General features: G+C 41.5%; 17 protein-coding genes and 1 CRISPR repeat array. Of the genes, 11 read left to right on the forward strand and 6 right to left on the reverse strand.

Translation table 11 applies throughout. The features are described from left to right. Positions 1-534, forward strand: a 534-nt coding sequence (locus F8S12_RS10130) for a DALR anticodon-binding domain-containing protein (RefSeq protein ID WP_269144795.1), incomplete at its 5' end; no start/stop codon positions are given. A gap of 181 nt (positions 535-715) precedes the next feature. Here the strand turns inward: F8S12_RS10130 and F8S12_RS10135 are convergent. Further along, positions 716-1,567: a Cof-type HAD-IIB family hydrolase gene (locus F8S12_RS10135; RefSeq protein ID WP_196516175.1), complete on the reverse strand. Its 852-nt coding sequence runs from the start codon at positions 1,565-1,567 to the stop codon at positions 716-718. 135 nt (positions 1,568-1,702) lie between these two features. Between F8S12_RS10135 and cbiE the strand changes: the two genes are divergently transcribed. Both cbiE and F8S12_RS10145 read left to right on the forward strand, forming a co-directional pair. Beyond that, positions 1,703-2,911, forward strand: coding sequence for a precorrin-6y C5,15-methyltransferase (decarboxylating) subunit CbiE (cbiE, locus tag F8S12_RS10140; RefSeq protein ID WP_196516176.1), 1,209 nt, complete (start codon positions 1,703-1,705; stop codon positions 2,909-2,911). A 151-nt stretch (positions 2,912-3,062) separates the two neighbouring features. Beyond that, positions 3,063-3,326, forward strand: a complete 264-nt coding sequence (locus F8S12_RS10145) for a hypothetical protein (protein WP_331001380.1) — start codon at positions 3,063-3,065, stop codon at positions 3,324-3,326. Positions 3,327-3,398: 72 nt separating this feature from the next. Here the strand turns inward: F8S12_RS10145 and F8S12_RS10150 are convergent, their stop codons facing one another. The 3 genes from F8S12_RS10150 to F8S12_RS10160 all read right to left on the reverse strand — a co-directional run bounded on the left by F8S12_RS10150 (position 3,399) and on the right by F8S12_RS10160 (position 7,257). Then, positions 3,399-3,608: a hypothetical protein gene (locus F8S12_RS10150; protein ID WP_196516178.1), complete on the reverse strand. Its 210-nt coding sequence runs from the start codon at positions 3,606-3,608 to the stop codon at positions 3,399-3,401. A gap of 290 nt (positions 3,609-3,898) precedes the next feature. Beyond that, positions 3,899-5,965 carry a pentapeptide repeat-containing protein gene (locus tag F8S12_RS10155; RefSeq protein ID WP_196516179.1) on the reverse strand — a complete coding sequence of 689 codons (2,067 nt, stop codon included), beginning with the start codon at positions 5,963-5,965 and terminating at the stop codon, positions 3,899-3,901. Positions 5,966-6,126: 161 nt separating this feature from the next. Beyond that, positions 6,127-7,257, reverse strand: coding sequence for a hypothetical protein (locus F8S12_RS10160; protein ID WP_196516180.1), 1,131 nt, complete (start codon positions 7,255-7,257; stop codon positions 6,127-6,129). A 529-nt stretch (positions 7,258-7,786) separates the two neighbouring features. Here F8S12_RS10160 and trxA point away from each other — a divergent pair. The 4 genes from trxA (at position 7,787) to aroF (ending at position 10,666) form a co-directional block, all read left to right on the forward strand. Next, positions 7,787-8,134 carry a thioredoxin gene (trxA, locus tag F8S12_RS10165; RefSeq protein ID WP_196516181.1) on the forward strand — a complete coding sequence of 116 codons (348 nt, stop codon included), beginning with the start codon at positions 7,787-7,789 and terminating at the stop codon, positions 8,132-8,134. A gap of 436 nt (positions 8,135-8,570) precedes the next feature. After that, on the forward strand, positions 8,571-8,840 hold the full coding sequence (gene rpsO, locus F8S12_RS10170) for a 30S ribosomal protein S15 (RefSeq protein ID WP_196516182.1): 270 nt from the start codon (positions 8,571-8,573) through the stop codon (positions 8,838-8,840). 12 nt (positions 8,841-8,852) lie between these two features. Further along, a complete protein-coding gene (locus F8S12_RS10175; protein ID WP_196516183.1) occupies positions 8,853-9,326 on the forward strand; it encodes a PAM68 family protein in 474 nt (157 codons plus the stop codon). A gap of 281 nt (positions 9,327-9,607) precedes the next feature. Next, complete coding sequence (aroF, locus tag F8S12_RS10180) at positions 9,608-10,666, forward strand: 3-deoxy-7-phosphoheptulonate synthase (RefSeq protein ID WP_196516184.1); 1,059 nt, start codon at positions 9,608-9,610, stop codon at positions 10,664-10,666. 299 nt (positions 10,667-10,965) lie between these two features. Here aroF and F8S12_RS10185 read toward each other — a convergent pair whose 3' ends face one another. Then, positions 10,966-12,237, reverse strand: coding sequence for an EndoU domain-containing protein (locus F8S12_RS10185; RefSeq protein WP_196516185.1), 1,272 nt, complete (start codon positions 12,235-12,237; stop codon positions 10,966-10,968). Positions 12,238-12,655: 418 nt separating this feature from the next. Between F8S12_RS10185 and F8S12_RS10190 the strand changes: the two genes are divergently transcribed. From F8S12_RS10190 to F8S12_RS10200, 3 genes are all read left to right on the forward strand, one after another. Continuing rightward, positions 12,656-13,165, forward strand: a complete 510-nt coding sequence (locus tag F8S12_RS10190) for a PEP-CTERM sorting domain-containing protein (protein ID WP_196516186.1) — start codon at positions 12,656-12,658, stop codon at positions 13,163-13,165. Between the two features lie 533 nt (positions 13,166-13,698). Beyond that, entirely contained in the window at positions 13,699-15,288 is a 1,590-nt protein-coding gene (locus F8S12_RS10195; protein ID WP_196516187.1) for an alkaline phosphatase D family protein, read from the forward strand. 402 nt (positions 15,289-15,690) lie between these two features. Beyond that, positions 15,691-16,014, forward strand: coding sequence for a hypothetical protein (locus F8S12_RS10200; RefSeq protein ID WP_196516188.1), 324 nt, complete (start codon positions 15,691-15,693; stop codon positions 16,012-16,014). Positions 16,015-16,296: 282 nt separating this feature from the next. Continuing rightward, positions 16,297-18,421: a CRISPR direct-repeat array (repeat unit 37 nt; unit sequence ATTGCAATCAACTAAAATCCCTATTAGGGATTGAAAC). Positions 18,422-18,484: 63 nt separating this feature from the next. Here the strand turns inward: F8S12_RS10200 and F8S12_RS10205 are convergent. Then, entirely contained in the window at positions 18,485-19,528 is a 1,044-nt protein-coding gene (locus tag F8S12_RS10205; protein ID WP_442946796.1) for a VOC family protein, read from the reverse strand. A 108-nt stretch (positions 19,529-19,636) separates the two neighbouring features. Between F8S12_RS10205 and F8S12_RS10210 the strand changes: the two genes are divergently transcribed. Beyond that, a partial coding sequence (locus F8S12_RS10210; RefSeq protein WP_196516189.1) for a hypothetical protein occupies positions 19,637-19,860 on the forward strand: 224 nt, incomplete at its 3' end.

The following is a 19,860-nucleotide window of genomic DNA, read 5'->3' on the forward strand; positions in this document are numbered from 1 at the left end:
GGGGAGCAGGGAGCAGGGGAAGATGAGGGGACAATTGATCTCCTATGCCCCATGCCCAATGCCCCATGCCCAATGTCCAATTCGTTGTTTGCTGTTCAATACGCCCATGCACGTTGCTGTTCGCTAGTGCTTCTGGCTCATCGAGAGGGATTGATTAAACTTAGACAACCAGTTGCAAATACTAGTCCAGTTTTTTGGGATGTTATTTCCCCTAAACCTCTGCCTTGGCTCAACTGTGATGGAGTACTGCGACTAAATCACCCAGATGAGTGTCGTCTAATTGGCGAGTTAATACAAGTGATAGACAACACAGAGTGTCCTAATATTAACGGTTCTGTGAAATTGGAAAAAGTAGCGCTGAATTTGAGCCAAGCTTTTGAAAAGTTCTGGTGTAATTGCCGGATTTGGGGTGAGGTGAAAATTACGTCGCTAGAGCTAGCCCAAGCCAGACTTGGATTGCTTATGGTTACTCAGTCAGTATTAAAATATGTGCTAGAGGAAAACTTAGGGGTTTTTGCGCCCTTGGAGCTATAAATCAGTAATGTCGCTTAGGTAGAAAATAAAAACTTTTCTAACAGCTATTGACTCAATGCATCACCTCGGCTACATTAGCAAGTGTGTGAGGAGCGAACCAGTAGGGACACCGAGACGAAACACGGCCAGTCGTCGGTGTCCTTTCTGATTTATGTGGATTAAGTTTGAAAAAGTGTCCTTACTACAGCAAAAACTTTTTAATTGCTACTGCTGCTCCGTCTTCCTCTACGCTAGGAGCTACCCACTGGGCGATCGCTTGCACTGCTTCTGGTGCATTGCCCATAGCTACACCAAGTCCAGCATATTCTAGCATTTCCACATCATTGAAGTTATCACCAATGGCCATAATGTTGTCTATCTGTAATCCTAGTAATTCTTCGGCTAGGTAGCGCACAGCAGTTCCCTTATTCACAGAAGCGTTAGTTACTTCAAAGAAGGTAGCAACCGATGTTGTAAGATAAAGTTCAGCAGGTGTGTATTGGCGGCGTAAATTACCTAATAGCTGGTTGATTACATCAGTGTCATCACACAAAGCGAGAATTTTTGTCGGTTCATTCGTTAAGACTTGGCGTAAATCACCCACGGGAATCGGTGTAACACCAGAACGTTCTGCATAAATTTGAGTTTCTTTGGTTAACTCCCGCACGTATAGGTCGTCATTGATGTAGAAATGGACAGATAGGAGCGATCGCAACTCAGGCTGTTCAAAATAGTCGATTAGTTTGTGGGCAATTTCCCTGGAAACAGCCAAATGGCGATGAATTTTTTGGTTAGTCGGGTCTTGTATCCAGGCTCCCTGATAGGCGATTAATGGTAGAATAGAGCCGATTTCTTGGTGAAAGCGCAAGGCTGAACGATACATTCTACCTGTGGCGATCGCTATTTGAATTCCTCGTGCTTGCGCCGCAACAATCGCTTGCTTTACAGGTTTGCTGAGGGTGTTAGAGTGTCCAGCGATCGTGCCATCTATATCCAAAACTAATAGTTTAATGTCTTTTGCAGCAGCCTGATTATCAGTAGATGCTTTCTGCATAAATTCCCTAAGTTTTAAGTTTCAGTAAGAGGTTAGCAGGCTCTAGCCACCAGTGGGGAGTACTAGAAAAAATTGGGAAATGACACTCATCAATGAACTTTAGCCTAGCAAAATTAATTATAATCATGAACTAGCATGACTCAGAAATGGCTTTCTATCGTCGGCATTGGAGAAGATGGGTTAGAGGGGTTAAGCGCGATCGCTCGTTCTCTAGTCGATCAAGCTAAAATTATTGTGGGAGGCGATCGCCATTTGGCAATGCTATCTACAGATGATCAACGTGAGAAATTAGTCTGGAAATCTCCCATTAGCGCTTCAGTTGAGGAGATCATCCAGCATCGGGGCCAGTCGATTTGCGTACTTGCAAGCGGCGATCCTATGTGTTACGGCATTGGTGTTACTTTGACGCAGCGAATTCCCATTTCCGAAATGACGATTATCCCCGCACCTTCCGCCTTCAGCCTCGCCTGTGCCAGGGTTGGATGGTCTTTAACTGAGGTGGAAACCTTGAGTTTAAATGGTCGTCCATCCTCCCTGCTCCAGTCTTACATCTATCCGGGAGCTAGGCTATTAATTTTGAGTGAGGGAAAGGACACACCTGCCATTGTTGCTCAAATTTTGACAAATCGCGGCTATGGTGGCAGTAAAATCACCGTATTGGAGCGTATGGGTGGCATTCATGAAAGAATTGTGGAAGGTACGGCTGCATCCTGGAATCAAACCGAAGTTGCTGCTTTGAATGCGATCGCAGTTTATTGTATTGCTGATGCTGGGGTTGTGCCTTTACCAAAGTTAGCAGGACTACCAGATAACGCCTACCACCACGATGGACAGTTAACGAAGCGTGAAGTTAGGGCAATCACTCTAGCAGCTTTGGCACCCACACCGGGAGAACTGTTGTGGGATATTGGTGCAGGTTGCGGCTCCATTTCTATCGAATGGATGCGGAGCCATTTTCGGTGTCGGGCGATCGCGATCGAGCAAAACTCGTCTAGACTAATTTACATTGCCGATAATGCCGCCACTCTCGGTACTCCAAATCTGCAAATCATTGAAGGTAAAGCACCCAATGCCCTGAAAGACTTGCCAGCACCAGATGCCATCTTTATTGGTGGTGGGGTGACAGCAACCGGACTTTTTGATGTTTGTTGGCAAGCACTGCGGCCGGGTGGACGTTTGGTAGCAAATGTCGTGACAGTAGAAGGTGAGCAAACTTTGTTTCAATGGCATGAACAAGTCGGTGGCGATTTAACTCGTCTTGCCATCCAAAGGGCGGAACCTATTGGTAAATTTTTGGGCTGGCGGGCAATGGCACCTGTGACGCAATGGATAGCTGTAAAATAGTATTCAAGGACTTGGCAGTGTTCCTAAATATTTACTAAGAGAACTCCACAGAATGATTGATCTTATGATCAGAGAAGGATAATTTCATTGTGTAGGCTACTCCATCATGTTGAACCTGACATTCACCCGATGTATAAAAGTAAAATCCTTGGTGGTTTCAACAGTTTTTTTTCTGACTGTGCAGACTTCTGCCAATGCTGAACAAGCATTTTTGCCTTTGACTCCAGCACAAGCTCAACATTTATCCCGTGACTTGGTTCCACATAGTTCTCAAGATTTTTTTAGGCAAGGAAAAGATTCGATTGAGAGAGAAATTCAAATTCTCAGGCAAAGGCAACTGCCCTCAACTCAACCTGTTCTTAAGATTGATCCAGTACTGCTGATAAAAAGACCGTTTACCCAGCAAAAACCCTAACATCTTAGCTCTGTTTCCTGCCAACAGAGTTTTTGTGTTTTCAATCAACTTTGCAACACAACTTTATCAATTTTAATCGTCTAGCAAACTCATCAACGCTTGAAATTCAGAGTCTTGCGGCTCTGACAATTGACCCTGTAACTTTAACAATTGATTTTGTAACGCTTCTGTTACATAGACCATATTAGATTCTTGGGCAATTTTTAGCTGATTTTCTTTAATTTTGATTTGTTTAAGCAAGTTGTTTTCAACATGAATTGAATTGTAATGTTGAGCAATCATAACTTTACATTTCTTATCTAGTGTGAAATTAAATTTACTACCTACGCATTATTCCACACTTGCATCATTTTTTAAATGTCTGGTGATTTAATCTTCATTACTCATGGTATTTTCGGGTATAGCGTTTCTTCTTGACGAGTAGTATAGTTTCTAGGGTCTTTTGGGCATTGAATCGGATGCTCAATGCCATTTTGCTCTATTTTCGCAAAGAGGAGACTTTTAACGATAAATTCTCAAACAACAAAACTGTATAGTTTTTCCACAGATCCATTTATTCATACCGGGATTCATTATTCAGCTTCAAGCCATCCTTTAATTGTTTCAGCAGGAATACTAAATAATGGATGATTAAAGATTGCCTTTAGTGCTTCCAATCCACCGGCTTTTAGGGCTGATTGCAATCTTGCTTTTAGCGTTGGATTACGTCTAATTTCTTGATAAATAACTTCTGTAACTGCTTCATTTGTTGTAGGGTTAGTCAAAGATAATTGATACAGAAGTTGTTGAATTTCTGCTGCTGATTCTGCAAGATTTTGTTTCTCAGCAGCACTATAGTAATTACCGTGTATATAGTTTCCTTGGATTTGTTCATTATAATTTCCACCAATTCTGTTAATGTTACGCTCACCAGCCATGTTTGTTCCTCCTTGGTTTTGATAAGATTCAGCGTAAAAACTAGGTCGTTGCAGAGCCGTTTCTACCAAATTTTCTAGACTACGAATTCTGCTATCTTTTTCTGCTATCAATTTTTGTAATTCTTGTTCTGTTAATGCTTTAAGTTGATTATATAATTCAAAATATTCCTCACTGAGTAAAGACTTGTTAACTTCAAGCGCAGTTTTAACACGAAGTAAAAAATCTGCACCCCGTTTTTCCGTTGCCACAATTTCTAAGTCGGCATCAGGGTGATTCTCAGCTAACTGCTTAAATGAAATTGCGATCGCCCTTGGGTCAACACCTTGATTATGGTAAAGGTCGAGGGTGTCAAAAATTGGTTGAATAAAATCACCAAACTCCCCATCTGCAAACACTTCTTTGTTATTATCAGGTTTGCGGAGAGCGTCAGGGTTTTCTTTGGTGGGAAGTCGCATATAAACGTACTCACATCTAACCCCATCAAATTTGGTGTCAGTGGTAATGCCCCAATCTTGAATGTATGCCCCAGTGAGAGTAGCGCCTGTAAAATCGGTTCCGTCAAGTTGTGCTTGAACTAATTTCGCCCTTGATAAATCAGCGTCTTGTAAATTAGCTTGACTTAGGTTAGTACCAACAAAACTGGCATCTACTAAATTTGCTCCTTGAAAATTTACCCCTCGCAAGTCTTCACGGTCAAAATTCTTGTCTTGCCCCTCACCCATAACCAAAACTTGACGCATTTGTGCTTTTTGAAGGTAACTTGTTCCTGGGCGAACACGGTCAAGTTTTTTGGTTTTGCTAAAACAGGTACGAGTCAACTTGGCTTTTCTAAAATCTGTGCTTTTAAGGGTGGCTTGTGTAAAATCAGCATTGGTTAAGTTGGCATTGTAGAAGCTTGTACCGCCAATAGCAGCAAAAGCCACAGCAATGTTGTGAATCAGTGTGTATTTTGGATCTCCCTTCAGTGCACGCCAACTTATATATATACTAAATAATACTACGGCTCCGGCTATGACTATGACTACGGCTCTGGCTCCGGCTCCGGCTCCGGCTCCGGCTACAGCTACGGCTCCGGCTACGGCTCCGGCTATGACTACGGCTCCAGCAAAGGCTACGGCTACGGCGAAGGTTACAGCGAATGCTCCGGCTACGGCTCCGGCTGCGGCTCCGGCTACGGCTCCGGCGAACGCTCCGACGAAGGTTACGGTGAATGCTCCAGCGAACGCTCCGGCTACAGCGAAGGCTACGGCTCCGCCTTGGGCTACAGCGAAGGCTCCGGCGAAGGACAAGGCTCCGGCGAAGGCTCCAGCGAAGGCTACGGCTCCGGCGAAGGTTACAGCTACGGCTCTTAAACCCGCTTGTATTCCTTGGGAAATTGTCACAAAAAAGAAGATGATTAATATAGCTATAACAGTACAGCCTGCAATTTGATACGTTATTTCAGAACTTTTCGCTGGTTGAAATATTAAGGCCGCCACAAAAATACCAGCAAAAGTTGATAAAAATCCTGATAGCCCCATCAGCACCCACGAAATAAGCACTAAGAAAATAGCCCTCCGCTTTTGCAACCCAGCTTTTGCATAACTAAAATTTGCACCTACAAGGATGGCATTGCTAAAATCAGCGCTTCGGATATCTGCATAACTAAAGTCCATTCCCTCAAGGTTTTTATCTTTGAAGGAATGCCCTCGAAAATTTTGACTGGAATAACCTGCTTGCATAGCTGGGAAGGGAAGATGTTTATACTTAAGCTTTGATACACATTGAATATGCAGTTTTTCAGATTATAAAGCTTTGACGACATATTAGATAAACCTACCTCAACCTCTCACCAGTTGTAACTTCTGAGGTTTTAGAAGATTTATTCTTAGGAAGTCCCCTATTACAATCCAAGTTCAGCAAACACCTCTGGAGAAAACATATCCCACAATACCTGGAAATATGGCATTAAAGTTTCAGCTTCTTCAGAAGTCAAGCTAATGTCTATTTCTTGTCTCAGCAAATGTAGCATTTGACGAACTACTTCCCACTGCACTTTTAACCTGGGATAGAGCATTACACATAAGGGAAATAACTCTTGTTGGATAGCTCCACAGCTTGCTTCTAAAGCACATACCCACAAGTATATTTGAAACATTTCTACATCCCGAACACTGGAAGTCTTAACTATTGGATTACTTAATCCACCAGACATTGAGTTGTAATTTGGATAAAGTTCAATTACTCTTTGGCAAATCCTCTTAGCAATTTGTGTACTAATTGGTAGTAACTTTTGCACTGCGGATAATGCTACAGAATCATAATCATGGTTAGCTGCTGCTTCATAGGCACGTTGCAGTGGCATATACAAATGGTCATCAATAACTTTAAAGTATGTACTAATAAGTGATTGTTCTATTGGCTCAAGTGATTGTATGAGCATTTGACCTGTGTAATGAAACTGCATACTTACAAAGCCAATAACTCTAGGATCATTACTTGTGTATTTCTTTCTGAGCTTTCCTATATCCGCACCAATTACTGTAGCCAGCTTGCTAGGAGCCACTTGTTCTGTATAAACATCTAATGCCTGTTCATAAAGTGGATTCTCCGAATCAACCAGGTTTCTTACCAAAGAAAGAGGTTGTGATGTTGTTTGTTGAGTATATACATCCAAAGCTTTTTGGTAAATGTTAAAGGAATCTCCGGCGATTTCCCACGGATTAATTAGGTTTAAGTCTATGCCATGTTGTTTAACTTCTTTTGATAATAATGCCTCAGTTTTATTCCAGGCTCTAGCACTAACACTTCGCAAAGAATCCAATACTTTTTGAGCAGTTTTCTTTCGCCCCTCTGGTGACACTATCTTTGATAAATTAGGGATTTCTATTTCTTCTGTCTTATCAGTATCAACCTTGAGATTCCCTATATATTTTTTAGCCCATTGTTGCGCTAAAGATTCAACGGCCGTCTTGTTTCCTTGACTAGAAATTGATATTAAATGATTTACTGGAAATTCTTTTACAATGGCCATTACTTAAAATATCCTCATAAAGATGCTCCTGTTACAAATATTAACACTAATTAATGTATATAGCATGTTTTTATACAAAATTAAGCTATGTAATATTACTTATGAACTTTTAAAATATTTTAGTATCAATGTATGTATTTGACTTATTAAATGAGCAAATTTTTTATGGATAAATATTATTACTGTTAAAATCGTTAAGCAAATATTAAGTAGATAAGTACGAAAACACCAAACTATGTAAAGATAAATAAATACAGTAAATGGAAAAATAGAACTGTGTTGATCAGGAGAATGACTATTGACGCTTCTATGCCTTGAATGTGTGAGATTCTTGGATTAGGTCGGTTGATAAAGTGGGTTAGCGATCGCACCCTACGTATATAGGTTATTAAATTTACGCTACTAAGCAAAAGTCAGGTGCAGGGGTTTACCAATGTTAGTTATAGGTAAATCTGACAGGCAGAAAGAAGTATAGTTTGTATAGTTAGCTTTTTACTGAAATTTTAGTTTGACACTAAGGAATTAAAAAATGTCCACTGAGACTGACATCGTCGCTTACGTTCAAGAAAGTGAATTTGATGCTCTTTTAACTGAAAGTGAAGAGAAAGTCGTTGTTGTTGACTTTACTGCTACTTGGTGTGGCCCCTGTCGCCTGATCAGTCCGTTAATGGAACAACTCGCCCAGGAATACAAAGGTCGTGTCAAAGTTGTTAAGGTAGACGTTGACAGCAATAAGCCGATTTTCAAGAAATTCGGTCTTCGCAGCATTCCAGCAGTTTTACTTTTCAAAGATGGTGTTTTAACAGAAACCATCGTGGGAGTTTCTCCTTACGAGCAGTTCAGCGAAGCTGTTGAGAAGCTTCTTCAGGTTGTTTAGTGAACACTTTTTTGCATAAAGTTTTGAATTAGTCGCGTAGCTAGTTCAGATTTATCGCCTTGAAACATAGGCGGCTTACAAAGAAGAAGCGAAATTTTTCAAGATTCCCCTGGTACACCACTGCTGATTACCAAAAGTCAGGGTCGTGACCAGCATGACCATTCGTGTGAATATACAGTCATTATCGGGGCGATCGCTTTATTTTAAAGTCTCTTATTAATTTCAGTATCCCGAAAACTTTTGCGATCGCTCTGAGGCAGTAGACTGATTTAGCTAACTGCATAAGCAATCTGGATTTCAGCTTGGAGACGAGATAAATTCTACTCACTGGGAATTTTTAGGAGTAGCAGCAAAGATGATTCCACATCCAGCTTGAGGGCTGTGATATTATGGGAGACTGCTGCATACATTTGAAAAAATATAAATTGAATCGATCATGGCTCTGACGCAACTGCGGAAACAAGAAATAATTTCCAACTACCAAGTTCACGAAACCGATACTGGTTCGTCCGAAGTCCAAGTTGCCATGCTAACTGAGCGCATTAACCGCCTCAGCGAACATCTCCAGGCAAACAAAAAAGACCATTCTTCCCGACGGGGACTGTTGAAGCTAATTGGTCATCGCAAGCGTCTTCTAGCCTATATATCGCAGGAAAGCCGAGAAAAATATTTAGCTTTGATTGCTCGCCTCGGTATTCGTGGATAAGGACTACCGCTTATGTCTGCTGAAGAATCTGAACGTAGGGTTTTGCCTTTTGAACCAAACAAAAAGCGCCAAAAACCCCCAAAAACTCAAAGTAAACTAGCAGCAACACAGCCACAAGAATCTGGCAAACAGGCTGATAGAAAGCCGCGTTACACCAAAGAAGAAATGACTATTCCCCAAGTAGTCAGCCAGAGGATGATCCGACGGGTAGCTGGATTCTGTGGTGTACCAACAACTTTGGGCGTTTCTAGCCTGATTGTCAGCTATCTGCTTGCCATCTACTCCGACATCCAACTACCTCCCATCGTCGTGTTATTGGTGAACATGGGATTATTTTGTTTGGGGGTCTTAGGGATAACTTATGGCGTTCTTTCTGCTTCTTGGGATGAAGAAAGAGTCGGAAGTCTGCTGGGTTTGGGTGAGTTCAGCACCAATTGGGGACGAATGGTGGCAGTTTGGCGCGAAACTCGGCAAAAAAACTCATAAGGGACAGCGCTCAGGTCTCAGATAACTACGGTATTGGGTAAATTTTAAAGTGAATGTTGAAATTTTATTAAGAAAAAATTCTTTTTCAAAACTTCAACATTGCTAATTAAAATCATATAATTCTTTTTATACCCATATCCAGTTATTTGATAGTAAAACTACTGAGCGCTATGTTTTGTAAATAAATTTCATTTTTAACTATTCGTAATTAAGTTAAATAGGCAACAATAAAATTACGCCCATTTACGGAAAATTTTACTCAATTAATCAGGAACTTTTACATGATTATAGTAATGAAAAGTGGTTCCCCGGAGGCGGAAATAAACCGCATTAATAAGGAACTAACTACCTGGGGGCTAACTCCAGAAAAAATTGTTGGTCAACACAAAGTAGTTATTGGTCTAGTAGGTGAAACCGCCAACTTAGATCCACTGCAAATTCAGGAAGTTAGCCCCTGGATTGAGCAGGTGTTGCGAGTAGAGGAGCCTTACAAACGGGCCAGCCGCCAGTACCGCCACGGCGAAGCTTCGGAAGTAGTAGTTAATACTCCCAGTGGAGTAGTGGTATTTGGTGAACACCACCCCTTGGTAGTCGTTGCAGGCCCCTGCTCCGTAGAAAATGAAGAAATGATTGTAGAGACAGCACGGCGCGTTAAGATAGCTGGAGCCAAGTTTTTGCGTGGAGGGGCATACAAACCCCGAAGTTCACCTTACGCTTTCCAAGGACACGGCGAGAGTGCTTTGGATTTGTTAGCAAAGGCGCGGGAAATCAGTGGACTAGGTATTATTACAGAAGTGATGGATGCCGCCGACCTGGATAAAATTGTCGAAGTTGCTGACGTTATCCAGGTGGGAGCAAGGAATATGCAGAATTTCTCTTTGCTCAAAAAAGTAGGAGCGCAGTCGAAACCAGTTCTCTTGAAGCGAGGGATGGCGGCTACGATTGAAGATTGGTTGATGGCAGCCGAGTATATTCTGGCATCTGGTAATCCCAATGTAATTTTGTGTGAGCGGGGAATACGCACCTTTGACCGCCAGTATACGCGAAATACACTGGATTTATCAGTAGTGCCAGTGTTGCGAAAGCTGACTCACCTGCCCATCATGATTGACCCCAGCCACGGCACAGGTTGGTCTGAGTTTGTGCCTTCAATGGCAATGGCTGCGATCGCAGCTGGCACAGATTCCCTGATGATAGAGGTTCACCCTAACCCTGCCAAAGCTTTGTCCGACGGCCCCCAATCTCTGACACCAGATCGTTTCGATCACTTAATGCAAGAATTAGCAGTAATTGGTAAGGTGGTAGGACGCTGGCAGCAACCAGCAGTAGCTCTGGCTTAAAATTTAACTGCAACTCCTCGATCTATCGCCCTTGGCGTCTCCCCTTGTCTACGCTACGGTGTACACACAAGTCGAAGAAAGCTCGATTTCTCATTATTCTCTCGTTCCCATGCTCTGCATGGGAATGGCTAATTAGGGGCTGCTGCCTCCAGTTAGACATTGAGCCAGAGACTCAATGAATGCATTCCCAGGCGGCAGCCCAGGAACGAGGAAAGCCTTATCAAGTTAGGTTTGACAAAGTATTAGTCAAAGAGCATCTATCATAATAGATGCTCTTTTGCATATTCGTCTAATAGCTGTTACTGCACACAATTAGGATTACTACCAGGAGTAGCATCAGGATAGAAAGTGCGGATACCGCCACTTCTTCTTACAAACACTGCTATAAAAGTTTTACCTTCATCAGTTACAGTTAAATGACAAGCAGTGTTAGTAGAACTGGTATTGGGATTGTTCTTATAAGCTAAAGCTGCTACTGAGAGAATTTCTTCAGCATTAAGAGTATAAGGATAACCCTTGATAGTAGACTGAGCAGTACTACTGCCTACTTTCATCACAACACCCATTGTGTAAATAGTGTTGGGATTCACTTCCTCAAGAGATGTATTATTATTTAGTCGTCCAGCCAAACCCTTTTGTTGAAGTTCTACATAACGACCAACAAAGTGCAATCCACCTATCGAACCTCCTGCAACCGGTTCCCCGCAGAAAATATGCTCAAAGCCATCAACGTTAAACCAGACGTTAGTCAAGTCAACTAAGAAATCTGTATCGGAAGTGCGGCCTGGAACCAGAAATCCTCCCACAGACTGCTTGATACTTGCCAAAACAGTAGGATTGCTGTTCATCATCGTCTGGAAGTTAGACGGGCTGACAATTGTACCAGGTTGTCCGCAAAGATCAGTCACTGCCGTATCAAAGCTATTCAAAGTTGGGATCGGGGGAGTGACATCAGCTGGGCTACCGTATGCTAGTCCAGATACAGGATTGTTGATATTGTCAAAGAATGGCACAGAACCGGCGGGTAGAGAAGGAGAACCAGCAGAGCCATAATCGGTAATTACAATATCGTCGATGTTAGTTCTATTGGAAGTTCCATCGGTCTTGCCAACTTCACAGCGAACTATGCCAGAGATATTAGGTGTGAAAGTCGCTGTTTGGAGTACTTTTGAGCTTGTAGTGACGGGTGAACCTACAGGTGTCCATGAAGTGCCACTATTGGTAGAACACAACAATCTCCAAGTTGTACTAGCATCATTACCATACTTGGCATGTTTAATGCTAACTGTGCCTGCGCCTGTAGTGCGATCAAATTTCATTGTTAGCTTGCCGTTGCTGCGAATCCGGGTAGATTGCGCCCCGTTTTTAACATCATCTGGAGTACTGCCAATCAACGCCTCATTCAAATTCCAAGTACCTGAACCCAGGGTAACATCAGCCGTAGCATAAGCTGCTTTTTGACCAGACTCAAACCCTTCTGAAATTGTGGCACCAATTGCTCGGAAAACATAAAACGAAAGCAGGAAGACGGCTCCTCCTGCTATTTTCAAAGGTAAACCTAATTTAGGCATAGTAATTAGAATTAAGTATTTAACTAATAAACTCTAAATAAATTATAAAGGAATTATAAAGCGAATTGGTTATTGAATGATTAACTTCTTCTTAAGAATAGAAAACCTGAGTGAGATTGGGAGGATCTTATCACTAATAGGACTTACGCGAAACAGCACACTGTAAACGCATTCATAGTCGCAAACTTAAATTCGATTTTATTTTTACCTTTAATTAAACTTGGCTTAAACTCATGACCTTAGTATAAAAAGATTCTAATAGAAATTTTTCTTTTTTACTAGAGAAAAATTACTTATTTTCATGACTGTTTTAATCGGGGATGAATACCCGTTTGGAAAATAAGAAAGTTAGAAATAGACTACTTTGATTCTTTGAAGTGTGCATTTCTGGCAGAAATTTATCATGAGGAAAACGGAAATGAAATTTGTTCCACAATTAGTGCTTGCGGCTGCTAGTCTTACTTTAGGTTTTGCTGCTGTAGATGCAAAATCTGCATCTGCTGCAATTGTTAATTATGCTTTCACCGTTGATAGTCCCGTAACTAAGGGCAATGGCTTTTTTAGCTTTGATGATTCAACTTTTACTAATGAAGAGACGATAGTAAAGTCGCTTTCTTTAACATTCGATGGTGACTCTACCGTTTATACCGAGCAAGATGATATCAGCTATCCAGAATTTCCTGTATTTTCAATACAAGAAACATCTTTTGGATTAAACTATCTGTTTGACGATAAATCTAATCCTTTGAGTTCCATAAGTTATGAAATTATTGGTGAAGATTTTACAATTTTCTCCAGAACTTCTCCAGATGCTGAAGTCATTTCCGGTCAAGTTTCTTATAGGAAAGTACCTGAGCCTACAATCTTAGGTGGCACTCTCTTAGCTTGTAGTCTTGGCTGGATTATGAAGAAAAAGGTTAAATTTTAACCTTTGCTTGGTTTTGGAGACGGGTAATATAATATATTCCTCCACTAAAAAGAATAAATAGTTACGGCATCTTCAAGAATGAAGGATGAAAAATAATTACTAATTCGTAAATATGTAGTGATTACGAATTATGTTGATTAATTCATTCTTCATTTATTAATGCCTTGTATCAAACAAAATATTTTTCCTCAGCATAAATTAAAAATATACAAAGGGTTAAGTTGATATTAACGCTTTCTTTGCAAAAAATTAATCTCTTCCTAGTAGGCTTTTATGTGGCAAAACAACATCTAATACATTGATACCAGGATAGGACTTACGCAAAACTACACGGGGTAGGGGCAATTCATGAATTGCCCCTACCTAAAAATCAGGGTTTCAGCTATTGTTTGCGTAAGTCCTACAGGAAAAAAGCGGGAATTAAAACCTGATTTTGGTAAGGGAGTTAGTTATGAAGTTTGCCTACAGCCACCCTGCCTTCTTCGTGTTAGCTGTTGTTGTGCTTTAACTTACTTGTTAGTCAGGAGTAGACAATGGTAGATTACCGGAATTTTGAGCAGTTCTTGCATAGTTCAATCAAACGACGCAACTTGATTATCGGGGCAGGAGCTTTGTCTGGTTTAGCGATCGCTAACCAATTTTCTCATCAAAAAGCGATCGCTAAAAGCAGATTTTCCAATTATCCTTTTGCTTTGGGTGTAGCGTCTGGTGAACCCTATCCTACCAGCGTAGTGATCTGGACTCGTCTAGCTCCTGAACCCTTAAACGGAGGTGGAATGCCACCTACTAATGTGCCACTTCGCTGGCAAGTGGCAACTGATCCCGATATGAAGCGGATTGTCTCCAGAGGTACGGTACTGGCAACCCCACAACTGGGTCACTCAGTTCGAGTTGTGGTAGAAGGACTGCAATCTGATACTTGGTATTGGTATCGGTTTCTTGCCGGCCAAGACGCTAGCCCCATTGGTCGCACTCGTACAGCGCCTTTAGCAAATAGCTACTCAAGTAAATTTAACTTTGCCCTTGTCTCCTGTCAGCACTACGAGCAAGGATACTATACTGCCTACAAATATCTGGCTCAAGACGATCTGAATCTAGTAGTGCATGTTGGCGATTACATCTATGAAGGGGGAATCACAGACAATCGCCCTAGACAACACAACAGTACAGAAATTTTGACTTTAGAAGATTACCGCAACCGTTACGCTCTATATAAAGGCGATTCCAATCTGCAAGCGGCTCATGCAGCGTTTCCCTGGATTGTTACCTGGGATGACCACGAAGTAGAAAACAACTACGCTAACGACATCTCCCAAGTTGATACTGAACCAGATCAAGATCGGGCAATCTTCCTACAACGGCGAGCTATTGCTTATCAGGCTTACTACGAACACATGCCATTGCGCCCCTTCTCGCGTCCCGTTGGCCCTGATATGCAGCTTTTCCGTCGGCTTGACTTTGGTAACTTGGCGACCTTCCATGTCCTAGATACTCGCCAGTATCGCACCAATCAGCCTTGTGAAGATGGCACCAAAGAACGTTGTCCAGAAAATTTCGATCCACAGGCAACGATTACTGGTAAAGTACAGGAGAATTGGTTATTCGATGGTTTAAATAGCTCACAATCCAAGTGGAACGTTTTAGCGCAGCAGGTACCTATTGCTCAACGAGACATGACACCCGGAGTAGGCGGAACCTACAGCATGGATAAATGGGATGGTTATTTGGCTTCGCGCGATCGCCTCATAGATTTCCTTGGACAGCGCCAGCCTTCTAATCCAGTATCCTTAGCAGGTGATGTGCATTCTAACTGGGCGATGAATCTGAAAGCTAACTTTAATAACCCAGAATCCGCCACAGTTGGCAGTGAATTCGTTTGTACCTCAATTAGTTCCGGTGGCGATGGGGCAGACACTACCCCCACAGTTGCAGCTTACTTACCCGATAACCCACATATTAAGTTTTTCAACGGTCAACGGGGGTATGTTCGCTGTGCACTGACTCCTACAACCTGGAAGACAGATTATCTTGTGATGTCAGAGGTGGAAACTCCATTTGGCACGATTAGTAAGCGGGCTTCATTTGTGGTTGAAGATGGTCGTCCAGAAATACAACAAGCTTAATCGTTTGATTCCCAGGTATTGACACCAAATAATCACAGATAGATACAGATAAACATTGATGATTTATCTGTATCCATCTGTGGTTTTATTTTCATAAATTATGGCTCGTTATTTTGACGCCTTCCTGATATCATGTCGGCTTAATCACTTACGATATGTCATTGCGAGTGTAACGCAGTGGAATGAAGCAATCGCAAGGGTTTGGAGATTGCTTCACGACCTTCGCAATGACAAGTGTTCAACCGGACATGATATGACTCGTGGCAGCAGCCCAATGATGTGCATTTTCAGCCCTGGCTGGAAACGAGGTTTATGGGATTGGTGCAAAATATTAGATTTTTCCGGTTGAGCCAAAATATAACTGAATAATTACTTTACATGGAATATGTATAGCTAAAACTCATGGAATTACCCCAACGCGTATCAGTCCGCTACAAAGACGCGTCCTTCAATACTAATGAAATCCGCTTGAGAACCTTCCGACTGGGGTTACAAATATGGGAAGAACAAACTAAACCCAGAAAAACGGAGCTTTATGAGTTTATATCGTCCTGCTTGAAACAAGTTGACCGCCAAGATCGTTTTATGTTTTCTCTGCTGTTCATAGAATTGACAGACCTTATACGCAATTCTTCGCTGGAAAGGGGAACGAAAGAGGTTTTGATTAAAACAGCTTTTAGGGAGTTCGCTTGTGCCATAACAGATTTTGAGGATGTTGCCAAATAAGGTTGGCAAAGTCTTAACAGGTTAGAACGTTACTTAGATTGGTTTCTTTGCTAAATGCGCGGATGGGTAGGTGTTGGGGAAAGGGTGACTACAAAAATGCCTGAATTGCTCTATGTGCAAGAAGTTGAGAGCGATCACGTTTCTAAACTATCCGCGCACCTTATGGGGACTGCTTTTCAGCTATTTGCATCTAGCCAAGCGATAACTCTTCGTGTTATGATTTTCGCATTCGCGCAATTGAACCTTGAAAACCAAATAAAACACGGCTTTCAGACGCCAGCCATTGCAATCAACTAAAATCCCTATTAGGGATTGAAACTTGCTCAACTCGCTGATTGTCCCGACGCTCTCGCCTAATTGCAATCAACTAAAATCCCTATTAGGGATTGAAACTTAACACCTGTAACCACCAGCCCACCCAGCCAAGAAAATTGCAATCAACTAAAATCCCTATTAGGGATTGAAACAAGCGTGTTGTTGCACATCAAGCACTTTCTTGATTAATTGCAATCAACTAAAATCCCTATTAGGGATTGAAACCGTGATTCGATATTGCAAAAAACAACAACATCTGGCATTGCAATCAACTAAAATCCCTATTAGGGATTGAAACAAGGACAGTACACCTGTTGATAAGTAGCATCAAAAATTGCAATCAACTAAAATCCCTATTAGGGATTGAAACAGGCAAATGATTAATACCAACTGTAAAGTTGAAGAATTGCAATCAACTAAAATCCCTATTAGGGATTGAAACGCATTCGCTGTAACTACATACTGCTGAGTATCGCCAGATTGCAATCAACTAAAATCCCTATTAGGGATTGAAACGCCAAATATACCGCAGTATGCACCCACAGCAATAGGCATTGCAATCAACTAAAATCCCTATTAGGGATTGAAACGTATGCCCCAGTGGAAAAGAGACTTGGTACAGTGATTGCAATCAACTAAAATCCCTATTAGGGATTGAAACGCCTTCATTTCAAAAGGCGGGTCGGTGAATACTAAAATTGCAATCAACTAAAATCCCTATTAGGGATTGAAACGCCAAGCAACACAAAAAAGTAGCTGATAAGCGTAAAATTGCAATCAACTAAAATCCCTATTAGGGATTGAAACAACGATAGTACGTATAGGCTCTATACAGAAAAATTGCAATCAACTAAAATCCCTATTAGGGATTGAAACACGAGATTGGCATGAACTTGCCAACTCGATTAGTAGGATTGCAATCAACTAAAATCCCTATTAGGGATTGAAACGGCGGTAGGCTAGGGAAACAGCTTGTCAAACAAAAATTGCAATCAACTAAAATCCCTATTAGGGATTGAAACTTTGGCGACTGCCAACTTAAGCGATCGCCGCCAAATTGCAATCAACTAAAATCCCTATTAGGGATTGAAACGCAACAGTAGACTAAAACCTTAAGTACTACTTTATTGCAATCAACTAAAATCCCTATTAGGGATTGAAACGCAACGGGCATTCAGACCTTCGCTAGCACATACGAAATTGCAATCAACTAAAATCCCTATTAGGGATTGAAACCTAAATTCACTCTTCCCAGAATCATTACTACTATTGCAATCAACTAAAATCCCTATTAGGGATTGAAACGCGGCGGCGGGATACCATCTCTTGCAGGTACAGATTCCAATCAACTAAAATCCCTATTAGGGATTGAAACAAACTTTTCTTGTGGGCAACAGCACGACATACATTCATTGCAATCAACTAAAATCCCTATTAGGGATTGAAACGGGTGTTACCAAGGTGGGACAAACCCGCCAGTTGAATTGCAATCAACTAAAATCCCTATTAGGGATTGAAACCTCGTCGTTCACGCCAACAATGCACCGATTTCCATTGCAATCAACTAAAATCCCTATTAGGGATTGAAACAGAAGGTGTAAAAGGCAATTGGTTAAAGCGTTTAATTGCAATCAACTAAAATCCCTATTAGGGATTGAAACCAGTATCCTAGCATACAGAAGTACTAAGGTTAGATTGCAATCAACTAAAATCCCTATTAGGGATTGAAACCTAGTCCTCCTGGCAGTGAATCTACCTCAAAATATCATTGCAATCAACTAAAATCCCTATTAGGGATTGAAACCAGAATGCAAACTCGATCCTTGCAACATTGAACGCATTGCAATCAACTAAAATCCCTATTAGGGATTGAAACGACATATCTTTTTATTGGCCTAGTGATGAAGAGGATTGCAATCAACTAAAATCCCTATTAGGGATTGAAACCTAGGTTGATACTCTATCTCATTTTTTAGTACTTTATTGCAATCAACTAAAATCCCTATTAGGGATTGAAACTTATGTATGACAATTCTTACCGACATGAATTTAATTATTGCAATCAACTAAAATCCCTATTAGGGATTGAAACACACGTATCTTGAAGTTTCTGTAACGTGAGTAAGGAATGATTGCAATTACCTTAAAATCCCTATTAGGGATTGGAACAATTACCTTCTAGCAAAGTCCAGAAGTAGCCATCTGGGGCGACAAAGGAGAAACTCGTCTCGCCAAACTCATTGCTAATGATGTTTGTAACTTCTTGTACAGTACTTGCCTTGATGCGATCGCAATACTCCTGTATTCCTTTTACACGATAGGTATATAAAGACATACCCAAGCTACCTGGTTTAGCTGCCTCAAAGCGCGATTCTAAATTAATATATTCTGGAAATCGAATGATATAAAGTCTACCACTGCGTGCAGCCATCAAATCAGACTTGGAAGAACGAGGATCATCAAAGGTAGTGACAATAAACTTTTCACCAGGATTAAGGTCAAAAATATCCCGACCGGCTGGCGAAGATTCATAGCTAGTTTCGACATCATCACGCACACGCAGCAAACCCAAAACTTCTTCATAAAACTTCAGGGTTTCTTTGCTGTCATCTTGAACGATTATTCCTATATGGGTAAACTGACTAGTTTTAAGTGCAGCATTCTGGTTAACTTGTCCATAATGCGGCAGTGTATAGCCGAACCGTTGAAATAGAACCTGGCGAGTTAAGGGTTGCAATAGCAGCATTTCTCGCACACCAACGGCTTGCTCAATAAAAGGACGGCTTTTTCTCTCTTTGTTGTAGATGACTTCCCAATAAGGGCTGGTGTACCTGATAGGGAAACCTGCTGCTTTTGCATCTTCAACATGATTTAAGATATTTAAAACATCCGTCGTTAAGGTTGTCGCCCAGCGATTTCCCTTAACTTTCATCGACTCTATTCCCAAACCTAGATGCGTGGGATTTTGCCAAACCATCAGCCGAATTAAACCATGATCTGCATTTTGATGGTAAAGGCGGATTGAGCGTAATGATGAATTCACCCCATATAGTTGATGGGCTGCATCTGCGGTTAATTCACCCACTTGACCAATACGATAGCCAAACTGCTCCCAATACTGAATTGCATAAATTGGCTCCGGGATGCCAATACACACCTCATAGATGCCTTCAATTGTAGTTTGTTGTTCGTGATTCATAATACGAGAGACGCGATTAATCGCGTCTGTACAAGAGTTAGAGTAGCGCTTTCAAGGTGAGTTTTTTATTTATTACTAGCTCAGAACTCGGAAGTTGAGCCTTTGAGGGTGGAAGTTGAGCCTTTGAGGGTGGAAGTTGAGCCTTTGAGGGTGGAAGTTGAGCCTCTGAGGGTGGAAGTTGAGCCTCTGAGGGTGGAAGTTGAGCCTTTGAGGGTGGAAGTTGAGCCTTTGAGGGTGGAAGTTGAGCCTTTGAGGGTGGAAGTTGAGCCTTTGAGGGTGGAAGTTGAGCCTTTGAGGGTGGAAGTTGAGCCTTTGAGGGTGGAAGTTGAGCC

The sequence above is a fragment of the Nostoc sp. WHI genome (assembly GCF_015714725.1).
Lineage (GTDB): Bacteria > Cyanobacteriota > Cyanobacteriia > Cyanobacteriales > Nostocaceae > Nostoc.